The sequence below is a fragment of the Dyadobacter fanqingshengii genome (assembly GCF_023822005.2).
In the GTDB taxonomy this organism is placed as follows: Bacteria; Bacteroidota; Bacteroidia; order Cytophagales; family Spirosomataceae; genus Dyadobacter; species Dyadobacter fanqingshengii.
Map to the genome: position 1 here is coordinate 5170069 of NZ_CP098806.1, position 14396 is coordinate 5184464.

At 43.4% G+C, this 14396-nt stretch carries 14 protein-coding genes; 2 read left to right on the forward strand and 12 right to left on the reverse strand.

Features of this window, described 5'->3' with window-relative positions; translation table 11 throughout:
* Positions 1–15: 15 nt before the first annotated feature.
* The 5 genes from NFI81_RS21655 to NFI81_RS21675 form a co-directional block, all read right to left on the reverse strand.
* Entirely contained in the window at positions 16–516 is a 501-nt protein-coding gene (locus NFI81_RS21655; RefSeq protein ID WP_234615049.1) for a hypothetical protein, read from the reverse strand.
* A 36-nt stretch (positions 517–552) separates the two neighbouring features.
* Positions 553–1875, reverse strand: a complete 1323-nt coding sequence (gene ffh, locus NFI81_RS21660; protein ID WP_234615048.1) for a signal recognition particle protein — start codon at positions 1873–1875, stop codon at positions 553–555.
* Positions 1876–2008: 133 nt separating this feature from the next.
* The gene (locus NFI81_RS21665) at positions 2009–2338 is read right to left on the reverse strand and encodes a DUF6787 family protein (RefSeq protein WP_234615047.1); all 330 of its coding nucleotides are present in this window, start codon (positions 2336–2338) and stop codon (positions 2009–2011) included.
* Between the two features lie 138 nt (positions 2339–2476).
* Positions 2477–3610 carry a cytochrome-c peroxidase gene (locus NFI81_RS21670; RefSeq protein ID WP_234615046.1) on the reverse strand — a complete coding sequence of 378 codons (1134 nt, stop codon included), beginning with the start codon at positions 3608–3610 and terminating at the stop codon, positions 2477–2479.
* A gap of 13 nt (positions 3611–3623) precedes the next feature.
* On the reverse strand, positions 3624–4436 hold the full coding sequence (locus NFI81_RS21675; protein WP_234615045.1) for an MbnP family protein: 813 nt from the start codon (positions 4434–4436) through the stop codon (positions 3624–3626).
* Positions 4437–4707: 271 nt separating this feature from the next.
* Here NFI81_RS21675 and NFI81_RS21680 point away from each other — a divergent pair, with 271 nt between their 5' ends.
* Positions 4708–5391 carry a MotA/TolQ/ExbB proton channel family protein gene (locus tag NFI81_RS21680; protein ID WP_234615044.1) on the forward strand — a complete coding sequence of 228 codons (684 nt, stop codon included), beginning with the start codon at positions 4708–4710 and terminating at the stop codon, positions 5389–5391.
* A gap of 15 nt (positions 5392–5406) precedes the next feature.
* Complete coding sequence (locus NFI81_RS21685) at positions 5407–5799, forward strand: ExbD/TolR family protein (protein ID WP_234615043.1); 393 nt, start codon at positions 5407–5409, stop codon at positions 5797–5799.
* 3 nt (positions 5800–5802) lie between these two features.
* Here the strand turns inward: NFI81_RS21685 and NFI81_RS21690 are convergent, their stop codons facing one another.
* The 7 genes from NFI81_RS21690 to NFI81_RS21720 all read right to left on the reverse strand — a co-directional run bounded on the left by NFI81_RS21690 (position 5803) and on the right by NFI81_RS21720 (position 14383).
* Positions 5803–6828, reverse strand: a complete 1026-nt coding sequence (locus NFI81_RS21690) for a Gfo/Idh/MocA family protein (RefSeq protein WP_234615042.1) — start codon at positions 6826–6828, stop codon at positions 5803–5805.
* Positions 6829–6953: 125 nt separating this feature from the next.
* Positions 6954–8423, reverse strand: a complete 1470-nt coding sequence (locus NFI81_RS21695; protein ID WP_234615041.1) for a M56 family metallopeptidase — start codon at positions 8421–8423, stop codon at positions 6954–6956.
* Positions 8424–8434: 11 nt separating this feature from the next.
* Entirely contained in the window at positions 8435–8809 is a 375-nt protein-coding gene (locus NFI81_RS21700; RefSeq protein ID WP_234615040.1) for a BlaI/MecI/CopY family transcriptional regulator, read from the reverse strand.
* 144 nt (positions 8810–8953) lie between these two features.
* Positions 8954–9601, reverse strand: a complete 648-nt coding sequence (locus NFI81_RS21705) for a Uma2 family endonuclease (protein WP_254410600.1) — start codon at positions 9599–9601, stop codon at positions 8954–8956.
* A 143-nt stretch (positions 9602–9744) separates the two neighbouring features.
* Positions 9745–11184, reverse strand: coding sequence for a pyruvate kinase (pyk, locus tag NFI81_RS21710; protein ID WP_234615038.1), 1440 nt, complete (start codon positions 11182–11184; stop codon positions 9745–9747).
* A gap of 26 nt (positions 11185–11210) precedes the next feature.
* Entirely contained in the window at positions 11211–13703 is a 2493-nt protein-coding gene (gene priA, locus NFI81_RS21715) for a replication restart helicase PriA (protein WP_234615037.1), read from the reverse strand.
* 125 nt (positions 13704–13828) lie between these two features.
* A complete protein-coding gene (locus NFI81_RS21720) occupies positions 13829–14383 on the reverse strand; it encodes an aminotransferase class IV (RefSeq protein ID WP_234615036.1) in 555 nt (184 codons plus the stop codon).
* Positions 14384–14396 lie beyond the last annotated feature (13 nt).

Below are 14396 nucleotides of genomic sequence, written 5' to 3' on the forward strand. Positions count from 1 at the left end.
GAAATGATTATATTTTTATTGATTTGCTGGCGTCTCGGGAACAGGTGCTTCCTTTTTTCTTTTACCAAAAACATAAACGAGACCGAAGTGACTTTTCAAAACCCCACTGTCAAATTTGTCTTTAACATAAGGATTCAACTCCAATGCAACCTGGAATCGCCTGTTTTGCGGCAAAGGGGAAATACGAACGCCAACATTTAGTGAGTAACCGTCAATTGTGATCAAATCGGCGTCGGCGTCGGCAATGCGGTAAAGCGGGTTGAGCCTTAAACCGCCGCCCAGATACCATTGCACCACTTCGCCTCTTTTCAAGTTGATCATTGGCAACAAATCCACGCTCAGGCTGCTGAACAGTGAATTGGTCTGAAACCTTGTATCCAGCCAGACCGCTTTTTTTGAGTTAGTGCTGATCGTCAGCAAGCTGCTCCATGGATAGTAACCCACTGATGCTTGCGCACTTAGTTTTTGCTGATTAAGAAAAAGAAGTAACGTCAGTACAAAAATGATGCGTTTCATGAATGAGGAATGAGTGTTGACACTTTGCAGACTTAACTAGCGGCGCATGGCTTTGCCCAGCTTACCCGCAGCTTGCATTGTGTTCATTTTCTTCATCATCTTGCGCATCTCGTCAAATTGCTTGATCAGGTTGTTAACCTGCAAAATGGAAGTGCCGCTTCCGGCTGCAATGCGTTTCTTTCGGCTTCCGTCGATCATATCAGGGTTTTCACGCTCCTTTTTGGTCATCGACTGGATAATAGCTTCAATGGGTTTGAATGACTCGTTGTCAATGTCCATATCTTTCATGGCGCTGCCCATTCCCGGAATCATGCCAATCAGATCTTTCACATTACCCATCTTTTTGATTTGCTGCAATTGACCCAAAAAGTCGTCAAAATCGAATTTATTCTGACGCATTTTGGCATTAATGCGTTTTGCTTCGTCTTCGTCAAATGCCTGCTGCGCGCGCTCTACAAGGGAAATGACATCACCCATCCCCAAAATCCTGCTCGCCATACGATCAGGATAGAAGGAATCCAGTGCTTCCATTTTTTCACCCGTACTGATGTACTTGATAGGCTTGTCAACGATCTGACGAATGGAAAGTGCCGCTCCGCCACGTGCGTCACCATCTAACTTGGTAAGGACAACACCGTCGAAATTCAGACGCTCGTTGAAGGTTTTGGCCGTATTGACCGCATCCTGGCCCGTCATAGAGTCTACAACGAACAAGATTTCGGAAGGATTAACGGCAGATTTAATGTCCTCAACCTCTTGCATCATGACCTCATCCACAGCCAAACGTCCGGCTGTATCGACGATCACCACTTTTTTGCCAATTTTTCTTGCATATGCCACTGCATTTCTCGCAATGTCAACGGCGTTTTTATTATCTGGTTCTGAATAAACTTCTACACCAACCTGCTCGCCAAGCACTTTCAGCTGGTCAATCGCAGCCGGGCGATACACGTCGCAAGCCGTAAGCAAAACCTGACGGCCTTGTTTTTTGAGCAATGTGGCCAACTTTCCCGAAAAGGTCGTTTTACCCGAACCTTGCAAACCTGCAATCAGGATCACTGCTGGGTCACCCTTAATATTAATGCCTTCTGCCTGGCCGCCCATGAGCTCGGTAAGCTCTTCCTGAACGATTTTTACGAACATCTGGCCCGGTTCAACAGAGATCAGAATCTTTCTGTCGAGCGCTTTTTCACGGATCCGGTCTGTAATTTCCTTGGCAACTTTGAAGTTAACGTCGGCATCGACAAGTGCTTTGCGGACTTCCTTCGTGGTTGCGGCAACATTTATATCTGATATCCTATCCTTTCCTTTTAGTGTGCGAAAGGCGTTATTTAGCTTGTCCTGTAAGTTTTCAAACATGGAATGATATGTATGATTCTAAACCTTAAATTGAAATAAAACACAAAGGTATAAATAAAATAAGGAGTACAGGAAGGTTAATTCCGGCACTCCTACAATATTTGGTGTGAAGCCCAAGCTTCCGAAATGACTCTTATTTGCTAAATTTTGCTTTGATCCAACGGAACATTTTCTTCTCTTTTTCCCAAAAAAACGAAAACTGACCCAGCAAAAAGCCGTACATCAGTAAAAGGGTTTGATAAGTAGGAAAAATAAAAAGGATATAAGTGATGGTTTTGAGCCACATTGGAGTTAGTTCATCGTAACCGAGCAGGAAAAAAAGTCCTTTTCTAAGCCAAACCACGGATGAACCCGCTAAGCTAAAAACTGCTAAAACCAAAAGAACCTGTCTGGTTGTTTCCAATCCCCAACGTTCCTGCATTTTTCCCAACCAGGGCTGTGCGTTTTTTTCTCCGCTTTGCATATTTATATATTTGGCAGCTTTAATTTTCACAAAGTAACAACGCATCGGGCAATTTTCCTCTATTTTAATGAATGTTTAATCATGGTTTAAGACATGACCGCGATCATTTTTATAGTAAGGAAAAATCGCTTGCATTACTTATAATGATGTTCCTATGCCCGGGTCCGAAAAGCGTTTGTCGGTAATAAACTGCTCGTCATTTAAGGTCTTCAAAAAGGCGATGATAGATTGCTTTTCTGTTACAGTAAGCTTGATTCCACGTTTTTGGCCAGCAACCTGCAGCAGCGGATCCAGCGAAGGGGATACAAAAATACTGTCCTTACTTGCGCTCTGATCATTGGCATAATGATTCAGAACCGCTTCTAGAGTCGTAAACCGGCCGTCGTGCATGTAAGGCGCGGTCAAGCCTACGTTGCGCAAGCTGGGAACTTTGAATTTAAGCCGGTCAGCTTCATTTAATGTAATCGCGTATCTTCCCTGATCATTGATTTTAGCAGGAATCAAACCATTGTTCCTGAAACTGAAATCGGTAAAAAGCTCGCTGCTGTGACAGGAAGCACAGTTTTGTTTAAAAAGGGCCATTCCCTGTTTTTCCAATGGCGTTAATGCAGATGCGTCGCCTTGCAGAAAATAATCGTAGCGGGAAGTTGCAGAAACCATCGTCATCATAAACTGCGACAATGCTTTCATCATCCGGTCCGCATTAATTTCATCCGTTCCAAACGCTGCTTTGAACATTTTGGGGTAATTTACCTGCTTGGCTGCTCCCGCCACGGGCGTCTTGCGCAATTTTTCAATGACACTTCCCACGCGTTCGCCCATTTCCACCTCATTCTGGATCGGAACCGGCGGAACAAGATCCATATCATGCACGCCTCCGTCCCAGAAAAAGCTCGGGCTCCAAGCCATATTCTGAACCGATGGAGAATTCCGGGTTCCCAACAAATCATCAACGCCATGGCTTAAATCATGTCCATGATGCGTGAATGCGGCCTGTTGCTGATGACAAGTTCCGCAGCCAATCTTATCTGTTCGGGAAAGAATGCCATCGTAAAAAAGGAACCGACCCAGTTCAACGCCTTCGGGTGTTAACGGATTTTTGGATAAATCGTAAACAGGATCAGGGAAATAAGCTGGTTTTTCCCATTCCAAAGGCGGTGGAATAGTATCCACAGGAAGCGTTGGTTCAGGCGTTTCTGACTCCTTATTGCAGGAAATTGTTCCCTGAAACAGGATTAACAGCACACCAAAAAGCCAAACCGCCTTTTTCATTCAGCTAACTTACTTATTTATTGATAATCTGGTCCAGACTGAACATACTCACGTAGTTGTCGGCTATGTTTTTGGAAAAAGGCATGAACATAACACTCGTGTTCTCCTTAATGCTCACTTTGGTCGGACCATTAAAGACTTTGAGAATGTCTGCTTTCAGATTAATCTGTGTCGCCGCATTTTTCGACACAGCCGCCCGCTGATCTCCAAAACCGATTCTGGCTACACGAATGTTATTCAATGTCTTTTCCGTAAGCCCACCAAAACCGCCGATATGATAATAAAATCTATTATTCGACGATGTTGCCGAGTCCGACGTGCCTTCGAGTTTCAGGAAAATGTAACCCGGGTTCCAGTCCCAATACATGGCTTCCTCATTAGTCGGCCCAGAATCTTTGTCCAGAATTCCTTTGCGCCTCGAAATATCCGACACACTTCTCAGGCTGTCAATCCCTATGACGAATTCGATGCCCGTATAGTTGCGCGCCGGGACATTATTAATGGTAATTTGCTGAGAATCAACATTGCCTTCCCGGATCAGGAAATAGCTGGAATCCTGCGGAACGGTGAAATTATTCCCGGCCGCGGCGGTAAGCTTAATGTTTGAGATGTAATAATTCAGCGTACTAACCGTAAAATCCTCCCCGTCAGCATTAATATATGTATCTGTGTCGAGCTTCAAATCCTTTGAGCCAACCACATTATCGAATCTTATTTTGATACTGCCCGTCGGAAGCGGAACGGGATCGTCCGTACAAGTAAGAAGAGAAGCGCCGAAAACAAATGCCAGGACAGGCAGCAAAAGATATGAAAATGTTCTTTTCATGCCGTTAAGGTTGGGTAAAATGAGAGTCTGTATAATGTATTAAACAGAAAAATGGTAGAAATTATGCGAAATCAGCTCAGTGGAGGGTGAAAAATATTCTTTATTTACAGAAACCTGCCGGGAATGTTTTCTCCATAGAATCCCGAAGAGTAATTTTCCTATATTTGCCCTTTAAACAATAAGGGGGCACTAACTCCGTTTATGTTCAAAGCTGTTTTTTGACCGGATTGACCTCTATTTCATTAGCTTAACATTCACTTTTATAACCAATATGATGCTTCTACAAGCACTTGCTGATTCTACTTTGGCCGCACCCGTTGCCACAGAGGGGCTTTCTATTATTGATCTTCTTGCAAAAGGAGGCTGGGTCATGTTGCCGCTCGGACTATTATTTCTGGCAACGCTTTTCCTTATTATCGAGCGTTTTCTCGGCATTGGCGCCAATGGAAAAATTGATCCGGGAGTGATTGACAATGTGAAGGATTTTATTCAGCAAGGAAATTTAAAATCAGCAGAATCGCTTTGCCGCAATCAACGCAATGCTTCGGGCAGGATTTTGGAAAGAGCAATAGGGCGCATCGGTTATCCAATCAAAGACATTGAAACGACGATTGAAAATGCCAGTCAGATCGAAATACAGCGCATGGAAGGCAATCTTCCCTACCTGGGGGTTATCGCGGGTATTGCGCCCATGCTTGGCTTCGTGGGGACAATTTCCGGGATTATCCGTATTTTCTACGATATCTCTATTTCAAATGACTTCAATATCAGCACAATCGCGGGTGGTATGTATGAAAAAATGATCACGTCCGGATCTGGTCTGATCATTGGTTTGATCGCTTACGCAGGTTATCACTTGCTGAACATGAAAATCGACCGTTTTGCTTTGAGATTGCAGATGGCTGCTTCCGATTTTATTGACGTATTGCAGAAGCCTGTTGCTGCAAAGAACTAATATCATTTCCAGAATATGAAAATACGTCGTAAGGCCCGTTTTGCTCCTGAGGTGTTCACGCACTCGCTGAACGATATTATGTTTTTCCTTTTGCTGTTCTTCTTGATCATCTCCACGATGTCTAATCCGAACGTGATCAAGCTGATGCTGCCCAAAGCATCCGCAACGCAGCAAATGTACAAAAAGCAGATAACCCTCTCAATTGATGATAAAAAGGGCTATTTTATTGATAAAGAGCCTGTTCCATTCGATCGGTTGGAAGCTGAACTGCAAAGCATTTTCGCTAATGTTGAAGACAAAACTATCGTATTAAGGGTAGATAAAAACCTTGCTGTTCAGGATCTTGTGGACGTGCTGGAATTAGGTGCCAAAAATGAAATTAAAATGGTGATGGCGACTGCAAAATGATCATCATTTTGCAGCGCTTTTATAAATCTCTTCCACAATCTTTTGTAAAATAGCGCCCTGTGCTGCATTACAAATGTTACTCGCCCTTCCCCCGCAGGCATCTAAAAACGCAATTGTATTTTTGAGTTGAATGTCGGTTTCTTCGAGATGCGGAAATTCCATATTAACGAGCTCTCCGTCCATTTCGCTGTACATGGAGAACGGGTTCAGCACTGCGCCAGCCTTTGTTCCAAACACTTCCAGATTGACATTTTTCTCCATTTTCGTATTCAATGCAAATGACGTGGACAATGTGATGCTTGCATTGTTCGGGAAAGATAAATGGGCGAAACAAGCGTCTTCCACTTCAAATTTTGCTGCGGCCCAATTTCCCATAAGCCCTTTTCCACCCGCCTTCCCGATAAAATCGTAAGTGTTGGCAATGATCCGGTCCGGTTCAATGTAGTCTAGCAAACCCAATGCGAGATCCAGCACGTGAACGCCCAGATCCATCAACGCGCCGCCGCCCTGAATGGATTTATTTGTAAAGTTTCCCCAGCCGGGAATTCCCCTGCGGCGTAAGAAATTGGCTTTAATGTGATAGATTTCCCCCAATCGGCCATTTTCCAGTGCGCGTTTAAGCAAGCTATATTCCGGCGTTTGCCTTAGCTGAAAATTATAAGCGAGCACCTTTCCCTTTTTCTGGGCCAACTCAGCCATTTCATTCGCCTCAGCCGCATTGATTGCCGGTGGCTTTTCACACAATACATGGCAGTTGTTTTCCAGTGCTTGCATCGAAAATGGATGATGCAGATTATTCGCCGTGCAGTTGATGATCAGGTCCGGCTTATTATCGCCTACAAACATTTCAGAAGCATTGTCAAAAGCCTGGGGAATCTCATGCTTATCAGCCAATGTTCTTGCTTTTTGGATATCACGGCTGCAAACAGCAATAAGCTCAACACGCTCAGAAAGTGCTTTTAAAGCCGGAATGTGGTTTTGATCTGCAATATGGCCACCGCCAATGATGGCCGCTTTGAGAATGGGCATAAGTAGGGTTTGGAATAAGTGGTAGGAGGGCAAATGTATCAAATCATGGTGAGATGTCTAACAAAAAAATGCCCGGAACCAGCCGGGCATTATCATTGAAATATGTTGCTGAAAGATGCAGCTTGCTACTTGGTTGTAATTTTGACCACACCATTCTTCCCTTTATCTCCATAAATATCCTCCGCCTTTGAACCCTTCAACACGTCCATACTTTTAATTTTTTCACTTGGAAAGGTCTTAAGAAAATCTGCATTTTCCATTTCTTTTCCGTCCAGAATATAGAGTGGAGAAAAGCCATAATGCACCACTGTTGCCATTTTTTCGTCCAATTGAATCCGACTGCTCGTGTTTTTGGTATCACTTTCTTCCAATTGGAAATTAACAGGCAAAGTGAATTTGACATTAACAGGCTTTCCATTCTGTTTTCCTGGTTTCCATTTGGGAAATAACTTTAAGACCCTCACAGACTCTGCATCGCAGCCAAAACCGATGCCTTTCAACACAACAATATCCTGAATGTTTCCCTCATCAGTAACGACAAATTGCAAAAAGACTTTGCCTTGCACGTTAGCATCGGCGGCCGCCTTGGGGTATTTGATTTTCTTACCTAAAAATTGAAACATTGCCTGTTGACCACCGGGGAATTCAGGCTGCTCTTCAACGACTGAGAAAATTTTCTCATTGGAAAGTGCATCGTTGGCAGCCTTTTCTGTATTGCGGGCAGCGATTTCTGCCTCATTCTGCTCAGTTCGTTCGCATCCTGCGACAAATAATGCCGTGCTTCCGATTACCGTCAGGGCGATCATGTAGGTGCTGAGCATCCATTTCGAAGTTCTGTTTTTGTAGATCATACGAATACGATTTTTGATTTGCGATGGCTTAAAAAAATGATTTGTCAAAGATGTAATGGGCGCTTTTAATGCGTAGGCCACTAAAAATCGGGCATAATTATCCCGGTTAGGAGCTTGTGCATCTGCCAGAAATTCGTGGATTTCCTGCATGGAGCGCTTATATAACACCAGAAATGGGTTGAACCAGAAGAAGACTTTTAAAATCTCAATGAGCAGAATATCCAGGCTATGCATTTGCTGCGTATGGACCATTTCGTGTCTCAAAATCGCGTCAAAATGATGCTCGTAGTCATTTCGATTAATCACGATCCAATTCAAAAAAGAAAAAGAACCGGTGTTGTTAGAATCGATCAGTACAACGGTGCAATCGTCGAGCTTAATAATTTCTCCTGCTTTTAGAAATCTCCTTAACTGGTTAATGTGCCTGAAAAACTGAAATGCTGCCATGATAAATCCAAGTGCGTAGATTGTCCAGATTATCTGCGTCGCAGTCATGAATGGAGCCGCTTCGGCCTGACTCGCCCCAACTGTAAAAGTGGCGGCGTTAACCTGATATAAAGCGGGAATTGCAGGCGCGTTCTCTGGATAAATCAACAATGGAAGGAGAAAAGCCGCCGGCAGTGACGCCAGCAAATAATAGCGGTTCCATTTAAAGAATGTGTGGTTCCGCAGCATAAGCTGGTAACAAGCGAATAGCAAAATCCAGTACAAATTAACCTTTCCGAAGTATAATAGCGTTTCCATGGTTAACGGATTTAGTGTTCGTTTTTGTGATCGTTGATCAGCTTCATGATCTCGTCCAGGTCCTTGCTTTTGAGATCGTTATCTTTCACGAAGAATGAAACGAGGTTGGGGAGTGAATTATCGAAATAGTTGACCATAAGCTGTTGCATTTCATGGCGCTTGTATTCCTCCTCACTGATCAGTGGAAAATATTCATGCGTTTTGCCATAAGCAGTGTAGCCAACAACCTCTTTTTTCTCGAGAATTCTGATGATCGTGGATACCGTGTTATAAGCAGGCTTTGGTTCGGGCATTTCGGCCAAAATGTCTTTTACAAAAGCCTTTTTCAATTGCCATAAGATCCTCATGATCTCTTCCTCGGCACGGGTTAATGTGCGTATTTCCATAATGTTGATTGTCTTGCTAGTATTTCGAATTACTGAATCAAAGTTATTACTATTTAATTAGTTTCAAAACTATTTTATTAGTTATATGAAAAAAAATAAAAGCGGAAATGATGTTTCTCCGCTTTAAAATGCTAAAAAAACTAATCAGGCAAACTCTGATCCCTTGTCTTTCAGGTATTTACCAACATTGCAAGTGATGCCATCCAGGATTTCGATATCGTGATCCCAACTGAATGTTTGCCATTCGCCGTCCTTTGTTGCGATCATTACGCTCTTTGGTTTTGTCAAAAACCAGATCACCTTGTCAGTCCCGAACCCCAAAAGCTTTTGCGTTTTGATTGTTATATAGCCATTCTCAGTAAACGTTTCCAATTCCACGTCTAGGTCGATTTCAATGGAGACTTTCGGATGCACTTTTGAATAATGCGTATCGATTTTGTCGATAGTCAGAACGTCTTTATCAAAGATCATAATGTCTCCCGACAAGTTGTTTCTTTTATCTAAATGCAGTCCGGCTTCATTTGTTGCAATAATATACTTTTGCCTATCAATGGAAGGATATAGAATTCCAAGAATGTAATCAATAATGAAAAACTGTAATGAACTGCAACCCATAATGTCTTCTACCGTTTTCGTTTTGGCCAGTACGTCACGGTAACCTTTGCGATACAAGGGTATGCCGTCAATTATTTCATGGATCAGAACGTCAGGTATATTTTCCGCAGAGATTGTTTTAGGTAAAACCCTCAGCGGATTCGAAGAAGCTATCATATGTCCTATTGATTTGCTCATAAGTAAATATAACGATTTTTAAATTAGCGCCGGAAAGGATTGTCCCAACGGTAGGTTCAGTTTTCTAACGGAAACAAAAATGCCCTGAAAAGCGAAAAGCAGCAGAAGTTGCCTCCTGCTGCTTCCAAAAACGTCTTTATATTTTATTCTACAACACTCAATTTCACTGTATTCGTCTTACGTTGTCTTGAAACGGGAATGCTGAGCGTGTTAATGAAAACATCACCCTTTTGCAATTCTCCTTTATCGACCAAAATCTGCTTGATATCTTCAATCAAATCGTCCGTAGAAGCATCTTGATCGCGGTCGTAGAAGTACACTTTTGTTCCCCAATACAATGCTAATTGATTCATTAACACCTTATTGGAAGTGAAAATCAATAAGCCGGCCTTTGGGCGGTGATGCGAAAGACGGAAAGACGTATATCCGGAACGCGTAATCCCGATAATTGCCTTCGCTTGTGTGTCACGTGCCAAACGGCAAGCACTCATCACAACGTAATCATTGATTTTGTTGACGCTCGTACTTTCACTTACCGCAGCATGGTGTTTGAAATAAATGCTGTTTGTCGAAGTTTCAACTCTTTCGATCGTTCTTGTCATGCTTTCAACGGCTAACAACGGATATTTTCCTGATGCGGTTTCAGCACTAAGCATTACCGCATCTGCGCCGTCAAGGACTGAATTTGCAACGTCATTCAGCTCGGCGCGGGTTGCACGTGGGCTGTCGATCATGCTTTCCAGCATTTGCGTCGCTACGATCACCGGTTTGCCGGCCTTGTTACATTTGTCAACGATCATTTTCTGGATCATTGGCACTTCTTCTGCCGGAAGCTCCACACCCAAATCGCCGCGGGCAACCATAATAGCGTCCGTAGCTTCGATAATTTCATCAATGTTCAGAATTGCTTCCGGCTTCTCGATTTTAGCAACCAGACGCGCCGTTTTGCCTTTGCTGGCAATGTATTCTTTTACTTTTATTAGTTCCGAAGCTGTGCGAACGAACGATAATGCCACCCATTCTACATTATTTTCAAGACCAAAATCCAGATCTTCGTAATCTTTCGCGGTAACAGAAGGCATTGAAACCTTTGTATTCGGCAGGTTTACACCTTTTTTAGATTTCAGGTAACCACCATATATTACTTCGGTAATCACATCCGATCCGTCCATTCCTGTTACAAGCACTTCCAGTTTTCCATCGTCCATCAGGATACGGTCACCGATTTTAACGTCGTTGTACATGCCGTCGTACGGCGTGCTCACTTTTTCAGCTGTTCCAAGCACTTCTGTGTTGGATAATATCAATTTATTACCGGCTTCGATCAGGACTCCGTCTTTTTCGGCAACCATTCCGATACGGATTTTTGGTCCCTGCAAATCTTGTAGAATAGCGAGATTTAAGCCGTGTTCTTCGTTGATTTCCCGAATGGTGGTTAATCTTTGGAGGTGATCAGCATGAGTACCGTGAGAGAAATTTAGGCGAAAAACGTTTACCCCGGCTTTGGCCAACGCATACAATGTTTCTTTTGTTTCGGAGGCTGGACCTACGGTAGCAACAATTCTGGTTTTTTTGGAAGACATAGATTAATATGCAGTAAAAATGATTTTTATAAACAGTCCACGTCGATGACGACCTGGATGCTTTTGAGCGTCTTATCGGTTAAAATATCAATAACCTTTTCTTGTATAAATGACTTTGCCGCCTTAAAATTAATCTTTTCTCGTTCAAGTTTGATGAGAATGTCGAACAAAAACTGATTTCTTACTCTTTCCACCAGTGGCGGCTGCGGTCCGAGAACCCGGCTGGCTCCCAAGTTGGCCGTCAGTTTCTCCGCCAGGATCTTGGCTGCCTTGCTGGAAGTGGCCTCGTCGACGTGCTTAACCGTTACTTTGATAAGTCTCGTAAAAGGCGGATAATGAAATTTCTCACGCTCCTCAATTTCAGCAGCATACATGCCTTCGTAGTCGTTATTAATGATCCTATCCAGCAATTTTTGGCCGGGATTGTTAGTTTGTATGAGGACTTTGCCCGGCTTTTCGGCTCGCCGGCCTGCGCGCCCGCTCACCTGTGTGAGCATTTGGAATGCCCGTTCCGAAGCGCGGAATTCAGGGAAATGAATGATCCGGTCCGCGTCGAATATCCCGACAATGCTAACATTATCAAAATCAAGTCCTTTGCTCACCATTTGTGTTCCTACAAGAATGTCAATGCCGCCTTCCTCAAATTCGGAGATGATCTGCTGGTAAGCGTTTTTGGCCCTTGTTGTGTCCAGATCCATTCTCTGCACACGCGCCTCCGGAAACATGGAATGCAGTTCATCTTCAATCTTTTCCGTCCCGTAACCCATCGTTTTCACCTGTGTAGAGCCGCATTGTGGACAAGTGCGCGTAACTTCTTCTTTGTGACCACAATAATGGCACCGCAGTTCGCCCGCCTTCATGTGATAGGTGAGGCTCACGTCACAATTCGCACAGTCCGGAATCCAGTTACAGATTTCACATTGCAGGTATGGCGAGTAACCGCGGCGGTTTTGAAATAGGATTGTCTGTTCTTTGTTTTTCAGATTTAGTTGCAAATGATCGATCAGCACAGATGAAAATTCATTTTTCATCTTCTTCGACTTTTTTTCTTTTTTTGTATCAATTAATTCAAATGTGGGCAATGCTGCATTTCCGAAGCGTTGCTTCATTTCTACAAATCCATATCTGCCTGTTTGCGCGTGATAATAGCTTTCTAATGAAGGTGTTGCGGAGCCAAGCAGCGTTTTGCCTTTATGCATATATGACATGATCACAGCAACGTCGCGCGCATTGTAACGTGGTGCGGGATCGTGCTGTTTGTAGGAAGTTTCGTGCTCCTCGTCAACAATGATCAAACCAAGATTATCAAACGGAAGAAAAACAGCAGAACGAACGCCAACCACAAACTGAAATTTCCCGTCCAGAATCCCTTTCCAAACTTCAACGCGTTCATTATCGGAAAATTTGGAATGATAAATGCCCATCGTATCCCCAAAAACCTTCCTTAACCTGACAACAATCTGGGTTGTCAAGGCGATTTCAGGTAATAGGAAAAGCACTTGCAAGCCGCTTTCCAACACTTGTTTGATCAGTTCAATGTAAACTTCCGTTTTTCCACTGCCCGTAATTCCATGCAAGAGAACAACTTCTTTTTCCGCAAAAAGCTCGTGGATCTGTTTAGATGCCTCTTTTTGCGTTTCTGTCAACGTAATAACCGCGTTGCTGGCTGGAATGTCGTCAAATCTTGAAATGAAAATCTCGAATTGCTCGAAAATCCCCTTCTTGACCAACGTGTTTAACGAGGCATCCGAAACATTGTCATCCTGACTAAAAATAGACTTATCCAGTCCTTTTTGGTTCAGATCCGGATTGTTGTAAACAGGAATGTAGCTGAGATATTTCAACAAAATTTCTTGCTGCTTTGGCGTTTTATCCAGCGACGCTGCCAATTTAGACAGCGCATCATTGGATATGTAAACAGCATTCAGTCTTATTTTCCTGACAACTTTTGGCTTATATCGCTCCTTAACCTCCTCAAAAAGGATAACTGCACGCTTTCCCACCAGCGATTTGATTAGCGCCGTAATGTTGGAGCGTTGCAAAAGCCGCTCCACTTCTTCGTAAGAAAGGGTTTGGTGCTTCTTAATCTCGTCCACAACGATTCTCTCCTGGTCGGTCAGCAAATCGTCATATTCAAATTCAGGGTTCATCTGAATTCTCGACTGGCTCGTAATTTTAAGCCCGGCAGGAAGCGCAATGTTAAGCACTTCGCCAATGTTGCATAGATAATATTCCGCAACCCAATTGAATAATTCAAGCTGGCGGGTTGTGACAATTGGCTCTTCGTCAAGCAGTTCGAGAATGTATTTCGCTTGATATTTGGAAGGCGGATTGGAATGTATGTTTGCAACGACAGCCGTAATGACCCTTTTTTGCCCAAACTGCACAATCACCCGCGCACCGACCTTGATCATCCCGCTCATTTCCCTGGGAACCCTGTAAGTAAACAAAGAAGGAATCGGAACCGGTAAGATCAGATCGGCAAAAAAAGTAGTTTCTTCCTCAAAAAGGGAGGCCATTGGCTGCTGGGGCAAGGGTTAATATTTAATGAGGCGAAGTTACGACTAATCGTACTTATGATATGTAATTTGCCACGGCGTGTAACAGATGAGAGTGTTTTTGTTAAAAAATTATATTTCCAGGATCAAACAATGCATTCGATATTTAATTGGGCTGCATTTTCCCACCCAACCATCGCATTAAACAACTTCACTAAGCTATATTTTCCCAAATCATTCTCACTTATCTCAGCCTCACGAATAACTCCTGCTTCGAGCAAACAAGCCCTTTGCGTGCCGGGTAATAATGGTGAATTGGGTGTACACCAGGCGTTTCCGTTGTAGAATGCCACATTGCAATAGAGCGAGTCAGTAACGAGACCGTTTTTGATGATCAGGATTTCGTCGGCGTCTTTTCGTTGGGCGAAAAGTGTGTTAAGCTCATCGCGGGCTTCGTATTTATAACGATAATCAATGTTGTCGTCATATACACGCTGGATTTTACGGATGGTTCTGGCCGTATAGGGCTCCCATTTAATGACCTCAATTTCCCCGTTGTACGAAAGTCTGCATTTGTGCAACGCATTATCCACACTATCAGGCATAATGATCAGTTCGGACAGATTCCAATAATCTGAAAAGCCCCACAACTCGTGACGCGTTTTGTTAAGCCTGGCTTCGTGGTAAGAAAGGTTCTTCAATTGCCGATTTTCA

Coding starts and splice junctions, on each gene's coding strand:
- NFI81_RS21655 (WP_234615049.1), bottom strand. CDS start 516: ATGAAACGCATCATTTTTGTACTGACGTTACTTCTTTTTCTTAATCAG.
- NFI81_RS21675 (WP_234615045.1), bottom strand. CDS start 4,436: ATGAAAAGAACATTTTCATATCTTTTGCTGCCTGTCCTGGCATTTGTT.
- NFI81_RS21680 (WP_234615044.1), top strand. CDS start 4,708: ATGATGCTTCTACAAGCACTTGCTGATTCTACTTTGGCCGCACCCGTT.
- NFI81_RS21690 (WP_234615042.1), bottom strand. CDS start 6,828: ATGCCCATTCTCAAAGCGGCCATCATTGGCGGTGGCCATATTGCAGAT.
- NFI81_RS21700 (WP_234615040.1), bottom strand. CDS start 8,809: ATGGAAATACGCACATTAACCCGTGCCGAGGAAGAGATCATGAGGATC.
- NFI81_RS21695 (WP_234615041.1), bottom strand. CDS start 8,423: ATGGAAACGCTATTATACTTCGGAAAGGTTAATTTGTACTGGATTTTG.
- pyk (WP_234615038.1), bottom strand. CDS start 11,184: ATGTCTTCCAAAAAAACCAGAATTGTTGCTACCGTAGGTCCAGCCTCC.
- NFI81_RS21705 (WP_254410600.1), bottom strand. CDS start 9,601: ATGAGCAAATCAATAGGACATATGATAGCTTCTTCGAATCCGCTGAGG.
- NFI81_RS21685 (WP_234615043.1), top strand. CDS start 5,407: ATGAAAATACGTCGTAAGGCCCGTTTTGCTCCTGAGGTGTTCACGCAC.
- NFI81_RS21665 (WP_234615047.1), bottom strand. CDS start 2,338: ATGCAAAGCGGAGAAAAAAACGCACAGCCCTGGTTGGGAAAAATGCAG.
- ffh (WP_234615048.1), bottom strand. CDS start 1,875: ATGTTTGAAAACTTACAGGACAAGCTAAATAACGCCTTTCGCACACTA.
- NFI81_RS21670 (WP_234615046.1), bottom strand. CDS start 3,610: ATGAAAAAGGCGGTTTGGCTTTTTGGTGTGCTGTTAATCCTGTTTCAG.
- priA (WP_234615037.1), bottom strand. CDS start 13,703: ATGGCCTCCCTTTTTGAGGAAGAAACTACTTTTTTTGCCGATCTGATC.